General features: G+C 59.8%; 11 protein-coding genes (1 of these 11 only partly in view). 6 read left to right on the top strand and 5 right to left on the bottom strand.

Translation table 11 applies throughout. The annotated features are described in order from the left end of the window. From thsA to ACI94_RS07250, 5 genes are all read right to left on the bottom strand, one after another. Positions 1–1,204: the 5' portion of a thermosome subunit alpha gene (gene thsA / locus ACI94_RS07270; protein ID WP_286681268.1), read on the bottom strand. 239 nt of this gene lie to the left of the window's left edge; only the first 1,204 of its 1,443 coding nucleotides appear in the window; the start codon lies at positions 1,202–1,204; the stop codon falls past the left edge of the window. A gap of 210 nt (positions 1,205–1,414) precedes the next feature. Beyond that, positions 1,415–2,020 (bottom strand): orotate phosphoribosyltransferase-like protein, encoded by a 606-nt coding sequence (locus ACI94_RS07265; protein WP_066958731.1) that lies wholly within the window; start codon positions 2,018–2,020, stop codon positions 1,415–1,417. A gap of 22 nt (positions 2,021–2,042) precedes the next feature. Then, entirely contained in the window at positions 2,043–2,498 is a 456-nt protein-coding gene (locus ACI94_RS07260; protein ID WP_066958730.1) for an NOB1 family endonuclease, read from the bottom strand. Next, on the bottom strand, positions 2,495–3,478 hold the full coding sequence (rtcA, locus tag ACI94_RS07255; RefSeq protein WP_066958729.1) for an RNA 3'-terminal phosphate cyclase: 984 nt from the start codon (positions 3,476–3,478) through the stop codon (positions 2,495–2,497). Before rtcA ends, ACI94_RS07260 begins: the two co-directional genes overlap by 4 nt. Continuing rightward, the gene (locus ACI94_RS07250) at positions 3,465–4,322 is read right to left on the bottom strand and encodes a ribose-phosphate diphosphokinase (RefSeq protein WP_066958728.1); all 858 of its coding nucleotides are present in this window, start codon (positions 4,320–4,322) and stop codon (positions 3,465–3,467) included. The genes rtcA and ACI94_RS07250 overlap by 14 nt, the downstream gene beginning before the upstream one ends. Before the next feature lie 81 nt (positions 4,323–4,403). On the opposite strand from ACI94_RS07250, the gene lonB reads away from it, so the two are divergent. The 6 genes from lonB (at position 4,404) to ACI94_RS07215 (ending at position 11,236) form a co-directional block, all read left to right on the top strand. Beyond that, positions 4,404–6,344: an ATP-dependent protease LonB gene (gene lonB, locus ACI94_RS07245; RefSeq protein ID WP_066958727.1), complete on the top strand. Its 1,941-nt coding sequence runs from the start codon at positions 4,404–4,406 to the stop codon at positions 6,342–6,344. Positions 6,345–6,350: 6 nt separating this feature from the next. After that, entirely contained in the window at positions 6,351–7,679 is a 1,329-nt protein-coding gene (locus ACI94_RS07240; RefSeq protein ID WP_066958726.1) for a TldD/PmbA family protein, read from the top strand. Beyond that, entirely contained in the window at positions 7,676–8,968 is a 1,293-nt protein-coding gene (locus tag ACI94_RS07235; protein ID WP_066958725.1) for a TldD/PmbA family protein, read from the top strand. Before ACI94_RS07240 ends, ACI94_RS07235 begins: the two co-directional genes overlap by 4 nt. Before the next feature lie 7 nt (positions 8,969–8,975). Continuing rightward, positions 8,976–9,239: a pro-sigmaK processing inhibitor BofA family protein gene (locus tag ACI94_RS07230; protein ID WP_066958724.1), complete on the top strand. Its 264-nt coding sequence runs from the start codon at positions 8,976–8,978 to the stop codon at positions 9,237–9,239. 548 nt (positions 9,240–9,787) lie between these two features. Beyond that, positions 9,788–10,408, top strand: a complete 621-nt coding sequence (locus ACI94_RS07225) for a hypothetical protein (RefSeq protein ID WP_066958723.1) — start codon at positions 9,788–9,790, stop codon at positions 10,406–10,408. A gap of 318 nt (positions 10,409–10,726) precedes the next feature. After that, positions 10,727–11,236, top strand: coding sequence for an alpha/beta hydrolase (locus ACI94_RS07215; RefSeq protein ID WP_066958722.1), 510 nt, complete (start codon positions 10,727–10,729; stop codon positions 11,234–11,236). The last annotated feature ends 71 nt before the right edge of the window (positions 11,237–11,307 follow it).

Genomic DNA, 11,307 nt, shown 5'->3' with positions numbered 1-11,307 from the left:
CGTCCTCGATGGCATCCTGGACAACCCGGGTTGCATCGTAGACCGCCCGCTCAAGTTCGTCCACCAGAAGCTGGGAGGAGCCCCGCAGGAGGATCGTGACGGCCTTTGGACTCTCACAGCCGGAAATGACCGTCAGGTCGGTATCGGGGATCTCTTCGGCTGCTTCGGCTTTGCCGAGGGTTACCTCGTTGAGCTCTTCGGGCTTATTGACGATTGTACCGCAGAGCGCTTTCGCGGCGAACTTCATGTCCTCTTCTTTGACGTCTTCAAGGGCGTAGACGCCGTGTTTCGCGAGGTAGTACTGCACTGGGTCGGCGATCCCCTTCTGGCAGAGGACAACGTTTGCGCCGGAAGCAACGATCTGCTCGGCGAGTTTCTTGAGAGACTCGCGCTCCTGCTCATTGAACGCCTTCATCTGGTTGGAGGTGGTGATCTTGATCTTCGACTTCACCTGGGTCTTCGTGACCTCGAGCGGCTGGGAGAGCAGGGCGACCTTTGCACCCGTGATCTTCTCCGGCATCTGTTCAAAGACACGCTTCTTGTCGATGACGACACCCCGGATCAGTTCGGCGTCCTCCATAGAGTCGCCTACCTGCTTCTTGATCTTGATGTCGTCCTCGTCCACGGCGTAGGTGCCCGGAGCAATCTCGGTCGCGACCTGCCGTACTGCATCGACTATAATATCGGAGATCTTGTCCTTGACACCCTCGATGGATTTGCCTGTCATGGCAGTGCCGGCAATCTTTTTGAGGTTCTCGCGGTCGTCGATCCCGATCGTGAGGGCCAGTTCGTCGAGGATTGAGAGAGCCTTCTCCATGCCGAGCTGGTAGCCGTGCGCGATAATTGTGGGGTGAACCTCCTGAGCGAGCAGAGTCTCCGCCTCTTCCATCAGCGATCCGATGAGGACGGTCGCCGTCGTGGTGCCGTCGCCAACCTCGTCGTCCTGGGTCTCAGCAACCTCGACGACGAGTTTGCCGCCGGGGTGCTGCACGGACATCTCATGCAGGATGGTTGCTCCGTCGTTCGTGATCACCACATCCCCGGTGGAGCTGACCAGCATCTTGTCCATTCCCCGGGGACCAAGTGTGGTCCGAACGGCGGCCGCAATGGCCTTTGCAGCCATGATATTCGAGCGCTGCGCCTCAAATCCGCGCGTGCGCTCAACATTCTCCCTTAAAATAACGATGGGCTGTCCAGCAAGCATTGTGTAATCCTCCTTTGTTCGTTAGGTTTGATCAGAGGTTCTATATATAGTAATCGATGGTGGCCGGTGTTTCGAGGCGTTCAGGTCGACCGCAAGGGTTTGTTCGCCCATCAGTAGGCTCTACGCGCCCGGTGTTCTTTAAGGCCGCATTATGCGGTCCGATACCCTTCAGGAGGCTGATTCCGAGCATATTGTAAAAATATTGGGCTCTTATCCGAGCCGTGATACCACAAAGAGTGAGTGGACCGGAACTCCGTCAACCTCCCGAACACCCCGCTTGTCGAAGAGTGACCAGACCGCCACCGGTGTCGCCCCGTGCCGCCGGATGAACTGAATGGCCTCGGAGAGCGTCGTCCCGGTTGTGACGACATCGTCGATGATGATGCAACGTTGTCCGGTGATCGTGGAGAAGGTGCCCGAGAGGGAACCGGTAGGTGTCTCGCTTCCGCTATGCTTTGCCGGGAGGTAAACCGCGAGTTTCAGCCCCTCCTCTGCGGCGATGAGGGTGGCGAGCGGGACGCCCGACGACGCAATCCCGACGACTGCATCGATCTCACTTGCAGCACATCCCTCTTCTGACATATAGAGGAAGCGCTTGAGCATCATCATCGCCATATCGGAGAGGAGCGCTCCATGACTTCCCACTGCCGTCCAGTCGATATGAACGTCTTTTGGTGCTTCCATGCCCTTCTGTTGAGTGAGCAGCCAGGTGACCGTCTCCATTGAGAGGCCCAGCTGGTCGGAGATCTGGCCGGGTGTCTGCCCCTCTACCTGGAGTGCCTTTGCCTTCGTGATCAACTCTTCGAGCGCGGTCATGGAGAAGAGATTTCCAAGCGATCTATTTAAGTTTTCTTTTAATTGGTGCACCGCAGACCGGACAATCTCCCGGCTCTCGCGAGTAACGGCCGCATCCGCTGCACCGGTAACGCCACCGGATTGCCCGGGCGGGCCGCTGTCGAATGCTCCTGGTCTCGATGCCGAGGTGGTGAGCGACGTTCTGGACTGCAAAGTCGTCGGTGACGAGGACGGCCGAGAGCTCCAGAGCCAGCGCCAGGATGTCACGATCGGTCGCAGAGAGGACTCCGGCATCCCCGGTCGCGAGGGCGGCTGCGCAAACCCGCGAGAGGTCCTCCTCGCGTGGCTCCCTGACCGAGAGCCCGGTGGCCGCGAGCGCCTCGAACCGGCACTTTGCATGAATATCGCCAAGCTCTCCGACGACCGATGGCGTGGTCCATGCCGGGCCGTCGACCGGAATCTCAGAGAAGAAGACCGAGGCGTCGAGGACGAGTCTCATGCGGCAATCTCCACGATATCGTTCTCCCGGCAGGTGAGGTGGTATCCAAACTCCGAGAGCAACCAGCAGGCGGTCTTTGCGTGCATCGAGAGCGTATGGGTGCTGCACTCGCCTCCGTAGAGGGCGAGGTAGACGAGGAGCTGGTCGGCGAGGAAGATATCTACTGCGCCAGGACTACGGCACTCGTGAATGAGGCTTCGCGCGGCCGTCCGCCCCACCTCCTCGGCGGGAAGCCCCCTCTTTCCGAGAGCGACGGCGCCTTTTGCTCCGCTCCATACCGTGATCGAACTCCCCACTCCTCCCTTGCCCTCCCGGGGATCGAGCGTCGTTGTACAGGAGAGATTGAGGTCGCTCTCGATCTGTTCCCGGGCGGCTTTCGCCTGGCGCTCCACGACGTGTCTCGGGAGGCCCGCCGAGCAGGAGATGATCCCGCACTCGTGCTCTCCTTCCGGGATCACGATCGGGTCGAGTTGCGATGGCTCCACCCTGACGTGTACCCGTCCCCTTCCCCGCGGGTAGTAACCGCGCTCGAGCACATCAATATCGATCGTAGCACCGGCGTTGCGCAGAATCGGCGCGAATACAAAGTTCATGTAGTCGATGGTCGGGCTCCAGGGGACCTCGGTACCACCGAGAACCGTGATGCTTCCGCCGGAGTGGAGGGCAGCCGGGAGCCACGCCTGCAGAATAAGGGGAATGCTCCCGGCGGTCGCAAGATCGATTACAAGGTCGGCCCGGCGAATTTTCGCCGGGATGAAGGTGATCTCGCTGTTCCCGGGTGTGAGACCCCGGCATTCCGCATCGCACATCCCGGCGACCGCCCTAACTGCAGCAATATGCTGAGGTGCGAGCCCGGGGTTCTTCCGGTTCTGCCGAATACGGGTGATGGTGACCGGCGTCTCTGATATTGCCGATAAGGCGACCGCCAGGCGGAGGATCTGCCCCCCACCCTCGAGATGGCTTCCATCAATAGTGAGCATCTTCTCTGATCGCGGTGGCGATAGCATTCGCGGCAGATATGAAGCTTGAGGCGCTCTCGTAGGTGTCGCTGGAGACTACCGAGGCGATCCCGGCTGAGCGCAGACGCATGTAGGCGCCACTTGTGAGCACCCCGTGGACGCAGGCCGCGTGGATGGATGTAGCCCCCTGCTCGCGGAGCATGCATGCGGCGGTCGCGAGGGTCCCGCCGGTGGAGATGATATCGTCCACGATCACAACATCTCTCCCGTCGGCATCGATACTCTTTGGTGCAATTCTGACCTCTTCGCCCGATAGTCGGGTCTTTTCCAGGTGGTCGCAGTCCCATCCGCCGACGGCCGCGACATCGGTTGCAAACGCGATCGCTCCATCGTCCGGAGCAAGAATGAGCGGGTTCTTCAGGTTCAGATCGCCGACATAGCCGCCAATGGCGGGAGCGATCGTGACATTCTTGGCCGGAACCTTGAAGTGATTCAGTACCCCGGGGTCATGAACATTGACCACAAACACCCGCTCGATCCCTGTCGAGAGGGCTCGAGCAACCGCCCGGGCGCTGATCGGTTCCCCCGGGAAGAAGCGCTTATCCTGCCGGGAGTATCCGAGGTAAGGGATCACCAGCGTGTTCCTTGATTGATCGGCGGCGTCGATTGCAAGGAGGGTCTGCACGAGCATATCATTGTCCACGATGCTGCTGACGATCAATGTCTCATTGTCCAGTTCTCCGCAACGGAGATACATTTCTCCGTCCGGGAACCTGCTGAATTTCGTCTCAACAAGAGGAACGCCCATTTTTTCGGAGATGCGAGCTGCAAGGACCTGGGATCGTTCCGTACTAATTATTCTCATAGGTCACCTTTGCTAGAAAGTATTTGAACGTTGATGAATAAATTATATAAGTACCAGTGCAGCAAAGAGGTAAACCCGACGATGGATTCAACGACTCCAGAAGAAATTCCCAAAATCGAGCTCACAAATGATGATCTGGCAGAGACGGATCTCTTTGCCGACCTCGAGGTGAGTTCATCCTCTGATATCGATGTCCCCCCGAATCTCATCGATCAGGTCATTGGCCAGGAACATGCCGTCGAGGTGATTCGGAAGGCCGCGGTCCAGCGCAGGCACGTGATGATGATCGGCACTCCCGGCACCGGTAAATCGATGCTGGCAAAAGCGATGGCCGAGCTCCTTCCGAAGGAAGAACTGCAGGACATCCTGGTCTACCCAAACCCCGAAGATAACAATAATCCCATCATCAGAACCGTGCCGGCGGGCCGTGGCAAGCAGATCGTTGCCGCCCACAAGGCGGAGGCGAGGAAGAAGATCCAGATGAGGAGCACCCTCATTATGCTTCTTATCTTTGGGATCATCGGCTACGCAATCATCACCTACCAGTGGCTTATGGGCATCATTGCCGCGGCGTTCATCTTCATGGCGCTGAAGTACTCGACGCCTCGCGAGGAGGCGCTGGTCCCGAAGCTCCTGATCTCCCACGACCCGAACGCTCCCGCGCCTTTTGTCGACGCCACCGGCTCGCACGCGGGCGCTCTCCTTGGCGATGTCCGGCACGATCCCTTCCAGAGTGGCGGTCTGGAGACCCCGGCTCATGACCGGGTCGAGGGAGGGGCCATCCACCGGGCTCACGGTGGCGTGCTCTTCATCGACGAGATCAACACCCTCACCCCCCACTCCCAGCAGAACCTGCTGACCGCGCTCCAGGAGGGGGTCTTCCCGATCACCGGCCAGAGCGAGCGTTCGAGTGGCGCGATGGTGCGGACCGAGCCGGTTCCCTGCCGGTTCGTTATGGTTGCGGCAGGGAACCTCGATGCCATCCAGGGCATGCACCCGGCACTCCGGTCGCGTATCCGGGGTTACGGATACGAGATCTACATGCGCGAGACGATGGAGGATACCCCTGAGAACCGGAAGAAGTTCCTCCGGTTCATCGCGCAGGAAGTCAAGAAAGACGGAAAGATCCCTCACTTCGACCGCAGCGCCATGATCGAGGTGCTTCGCGAGGCCAGGCGCCGCTCGAACCGGAAGGGGCACCTGACCCTGAAACTCCGTGACATGGGCGGGCTCATCCGTGTAGCGGGGGATCTCGCCCGGCAGGAAGGAGCCGAGTTCACTTCGGCAAGGCATGTCCTCGCCGCGAAATCGACCTCCCGCTCGATCGAGGACCAGATCTCCGACGAGTACATCCGGCGGAGCCGCGACTATGACCTCGCCGTCGTCGAGGGCACCAGGATTGGCCGGGTGAACGGGCTTGCCGTGATGGGGAACGACTCCGGCTCGGTGCTCCCGGTGATGGCCGAGGTGACCCCGAGCCAGGGAGCGACAGGCACGGTCGTCGCGACCGGTCTTCTGAAGGATATAGCCAAAGAGTCTATCACGAACGTCAGCGCTCTCATCAAGAAGTTCACGGGCAAGGATATCAGGAACATGGATATCCATATTCAGTTCATCGGCACCTACGGTGGTGTCGAGGGCGACTCGGCCTCGGTTACCGTTGCAACAGCGGTAATCAGCGCGATCGAGAACATCCCGGTGCGCCAGGATGTTGCGATGACCGGCTCCCTCTCGGTTCGGGGCGATGTCCTCCCTATCGGCGGGGTCACCTACAAGATCGAGGCGGCGGCAAAAGCCGGGATCAAGAAGGTGATCATACCGCGTTCGAACCTGGACGACGTTCTCATCGAAGACCGGTACCGCTCGATGATCGAGATCGTGCCCGTCGACCATATTGAGGAGGTTCTCCAGAACGCGCTTGTGCCCGAGAACCGCGAGGGGTTCATCTCGAAGCTCCGGAAGTTGGCGGTCAACCCGACGACCGGCATCTTCGACTCGAACGTCGGGCGCTCTCCGGTCTGATGCCGTATGGTTGACGTTAGATACTATGATATCAGGTGCGTCCGGGGCGAGACCACCGTTATCGATATCGATAACGGGGTGGTCGAGTCCGCAGGCACCTCATTTTTTGACAAAGCTGTGATCCGGGTCTTAGGACCGAAAGGCTGGGGGTTCCTTACCCGTGACCACGTTGAGATCGACTCGAAGCGCGAGTTGAACGCTCTCGTTGAAGAAGCGGCTCGCCTTGCGGCGGTGACTGCGGACGAGATCGACCTTGCCGATGCGCCGCGTGGCGCACTCCCCGTCCCGCCGCTCGGCGAGGACCCGCGGGATATCGATCTTGAAGAGAAGACCCGGCTGCTCGCCGGGATTGAGGATGCGGCACGTGTGCCGGGGGTGGTAAACACCCGGGCGCGCTATACCGAGGGGATCGATTCGGTCCGGTTCCTTGACTCATCCGGTAACGAGTACTCCTATGAGAGTGTTCGGTCCGGGTTCTCGGTCATCGCCGTCGCCTCGCGAAACGGGGTGATGCAGATGGGAAGCGAACGGGACCACGTCATCACCGGGTTCAACCTCCGTGGTAAGCAGGACCTCGGCCGGAAGGCCGGGGAGATCGCAGTCTCTCTGCTCGATGCAAAACTCCCGAAAGGCGGGACGCACCGGGCTGTACTCGATCCGGAACTCGCCGGCGTCTTCACCCACGAGGCTGTCGGCCACGCGAGCGAGGGCGACCTCATTCGCGAGGGTGCCTCGGTTCTCGGGGGAAGGATAGGTGAGCGGATCGGGTGTGAGGGGCTCGTCATTGTGGACGATCCGACGCTTCACGAGTTCGGGTTCATGCCTGTCGACGCCGAGGGCGTCGCGGTCCGGCGGACCGAGATCATCCGCGACGGCATCCTGACCTCGTACCTCCACAACCGGGAGACGCTTGCAGCCGTGGGGAACGGGATCGCGGGCCACGCCCGGGCCGAGCACGGTGCGCCGCCCATTGTTCGGATGAGCAACACGTTCATCGAGAACGGCGATGCAACATACGATGAGATCATCTCCGAGTGCATGGACGGCATCCTCCTCATCGGGTCGCGCGGCGGCCAGGTCGACCCGGGTCGAGGGGTCTTCCAGTTCAACGCTGAGTACGGATATCTCATCGAGGGCGGCGAGAAGACCGATATGGTCAGAGATGTCTCGCTCTCGGGGGAGATCCTCTCGACGCTCCACAATATCGCTCTCATTGGAAACGACCGGAGGATGAGCCCGGGATACTGTGGCAAAGGCGGGCAGAGCGTGCCGGTCAGCGACGGTGCGCCGCACCTCCTGCTTGAGAACGCAGTCATCGGGGGGCGGGGCGAATGATCGGCGAAGACCTGATCGACAGGATCCTTCGGGACGGAGAAAAACTGGCCGACGAAGTCGAGGTCTTCTACGCCCGTGGGCAGAGCGTCAGCGCCGATATCAAGAAGGGGATCCTCGGCAGTGCCGAGGAGTCGGAGGCCTGGAGTATAGCCATCCGGACCATCAAAGACGGCCGGATAGGATTCTCAAGCACGAGCGACCCGGATCGGTGGAGAGAGTGCCTCCAAGCTGCTCTCGCAAGCGGGCGTCTTGCGACCCCTCAGCAATGGGGAGGGTTGCCGAAACCGGCCGATCTTGTGAGCACTGCCTCTTCATCCGACCCGAACCTTGTCGTCTCGGTGGAAGATGCTGCTGGAATGGTCGACGATCTTCTCTCCGGCGCCGCGGAGCACCCGGTGGAGGTCGTCGGCGGGGGTGCAAACCTCGCCCGGTCGTACCTGATGGTTGCAAACACGAGCGGCACGCTCTACGGCATGGACCGGACAGTAGCGGCCGTCTCCCTTGAGGCGATCCGGGAGCAGTCCACGGGCTACGAGTTCGACGCCTCCCCGTTCCGTGCCGAGATCGATCCGGGATCGGTCGGCGAGCAGGCAGCCTCGCTCGCCGCACGCTCCGTTGGAGGGAGCGATATCAAGACCGGGCGCTACGACGTCGTTCTCTCCCCGGTTGCGGCGGCAAGCCTCATCGGCCAGGTCCTCCTCCCGGCCCTCTCAGGACGGAACGTGAAGGCCGGCCGGTCGTTCCTTGCGGATAAGATCGGGGAGCCGGTCTTTGACGAGCACCTCTCCGTCTACGATGACCCGTTCGCCCCGGGTCTATCGAGCACCGCTTGGGATGCCGAAGGGACTCCGACCCGCCGCCTGGTCTTCGTGGATCAGGGTGTCCTCCAGCAGTTCGCCTACGACCTCAAGACCGGTTACCGCTACGGTGAGAAGAGTACGGGGAGCGCCGTTCGATCCGAGGGCGATCTGCCCGGGATCGGATTCCACAACCTCTTTGTCGACGGCCCGCGGACAAAAGAGCCCGGTGACGAGCGAGCGGTCTGGATCCACGACGTCGTGGGCGCCCATACCGCAAACCCATTCTCCGGCGACTTCTCGGTGGAGATCTCGAACCCCTTCTGGATCGAGGGAGGAGACCTCGTCGAACCCATCCGGACGGCAATGTTTGCCGGGAACGTCTTTGAGATGCTTCGGGAGATCGGTGGGCTCGGAAAAGATACAAGACGCGTCGGACGGCTGACAATTCCATCAATACGGTTAAATAACCAGCAGATCATTGGTAAATAGATAATCGATGATGGAAGAGATCCTCGCCATCCTTCTTGCCGTGGCGATAGCCGCGGCGCTCTACTATCTCATGAAGAAGGCCTTAACACTCCTTATCAACGCCATAGCCGGGCTCATCACCCTCTGGCTCCTGAATTACTTCAATATCCTCGCCCTCTTCGGCGCTCCGGATATCCAGATCAACCTCGTATCCATTCTTATCTGCGCCCTTGGTGGGCTCCCCGGCGCCCTGATCCTGGTGCTGCTGCATCTGGTGGGGATCTCGATATAGGGAGGGCGGATAGGATTTTTCCGGTCGATGAGATGGCCGGGATTTTATTTTTTTTGATCAGTCCCTCAGCGGTTGGAACGTTTTTGGGCGTCCATAGCAGTTAAAGTGAAACCGACGTCTTGGAAAATCTCGTACAGTGGACCGTGGTGGGTATCGCAATTGGGGGTGGGGCTGACGGGGAGGGGGGCGTGCCCCCCTCCCCTGTCTCCACAATAATGCGGAGGTCTTTCCCCCCACCCCTCCCGGCCTTCGGCCTCCTCCCCCGCCCCGCTGGGGCGGGGGCAGTCATGGCGATGTCCCCCTCAAATCCGTGCCCGGGGTGCAACCCCCTTGGGTGCTCAGTTCACCTACAGTTATAATCCGCAAATGAGCAACGCCCCTATGCCCTCGTAGTTATTTTAACATCCCTATCGTCTGGGCCTCCTAACATCTACGCCCATACGTTGCGCCCCTTAAGTTCCCAATGTTCTCACCGGGACTTGGCTCTCCTCACTCTTGAAACACCAGGCCCGAAACCCTTATCCCTTCTTCCCCCTCTTCATGAAATCATGCCCCTCTCCCGGACGGGCGTGCTCGCTTCCGCCGTCATCCTGGCCCTGTATGCGTTCACCGGCGCTGTGGTGCTGACTGCGCCCTACGAGAGCCCGTACAACGTCATAGCCCGTCTCCTCGCTCTCTGGGGGTTCCTGGCTCTTAGCATTGCAACCCTTCTAACCCCGTTCCTCCGACAGATCACGGAGGTCTTTGGGAGACCGTTTCTTTCCGTGCACCATACCTTCGCCGCCGTCGGCCTTCTCCTTCCCACGCTCCATCCTGTGACTCTTGCTATCGGGTCATTGAACCCCGCCGTATTCATCCCGGTCTTTTCGCCCTGGGAGAGGTTCTGGGCACTCGCAGGCCGGCCGGCACTCTACCTCCTGTATATCGCGTTCGCCGCCGTAATACTCCGAAAGTATATCCCGAAATACTGGCGATGGGTGCACGGCCTGATGTATGTCGTGCTCCTCTTCGCCGTCGTGCACGGGAACCTGATCGGGACGGATTTCGAGAACCCGGTCATATGGACGATCTTCAATGCCCTCTTTATCCTCGTCGTTGCAGCGTTCATTCTCAAGCAGTGGCAGAAGGTGCAGAAGAAGAGAGCATCCGCCCGACGCGCCGGTGCATGAGGATGATGCCAAGGGCTTGTCGTCATTCACTTCATCACTCTCATCATCACCATTTTTTCCACAGGCACCTCTCTCTGCGGCGTAGTCGTGATTCCCGAAGCACGGGCAGGAGAACCAGTTTTCCCGGGGGTATCACGATAGGGTTTTATCCTCTGCCTCCCATCTCTTCTTCGTGATGCCATATGTGTACAGTCGGTGGACCAGTCGATATCGAGTTAGATGAGCGGGTGAAGGGCAAGAGTTACCGTTGCAAAGAGTGTGGCGAGCGATTCAAGGGTATCGGAAAGCGGCCCATGTGCCCGAGCTGCCAGTCGGAAGATGTCGAAGAAGTCTGAGCGTGGCACTTCCGGAGAGCCATCTGCCGGGCAGGATGGAAGAATCGTCCCTCTCGGCAGAGAACTCCTTCTCATCCAGGGAGAACACTCTTTTCTGCTTGTTGCGAAAGCTTCCTCACGGTTTACGCTCTGGATCGAGACTCCGGACGACGAGTACTGCCAGACCGTCGACCCTGACGACCTCATCGTCGTCTCCATGCCGGAGGGTGGGCCGGTTGAGCAGGCACGCATGATGCTCGAACTGGTCCGGCGATACCATATCCCTCTTGTCGTTCTCCCGAAGGATCATCCCGGCTCAAAAAGGCTATCGATGGTCGTCTCGGTCGCCCCGGAGATCCTTTTGGCCTGCGGTATCCAGCGGGGAACCCATCCTGAGCAGCACCTCCTCTGCTCATCGGGAGAGTTCTCCGGGGTTTCGCTTGGCGGCGTTCCTGGGGGCGTTGCAATACAGAACCTGCCACCCAGGACGATAGTAAAGCATCTGAATGAGTAGAACTACTCAGCGGACAAACAACAATAAATATATGCTTATTTTCATCAAATATTCATGAGCCGTGAGAAGGA

The sequence above is a fragment of the Methanoculleus sp. DTU007 genome, assembly GCF_001512385.1.
Lineage (GTDB): Archaea > Halobacteriota > Methanomicrobia > Methanomicrobiales > Methanoculleaceae > Methanoculleus > Methanoculleus thermophilus.
The sequence above is the reverse complement of the archived record's forward strand: the minus strand, read 5'-3'. Positions and strand labels throughout refer to the sequence as shown.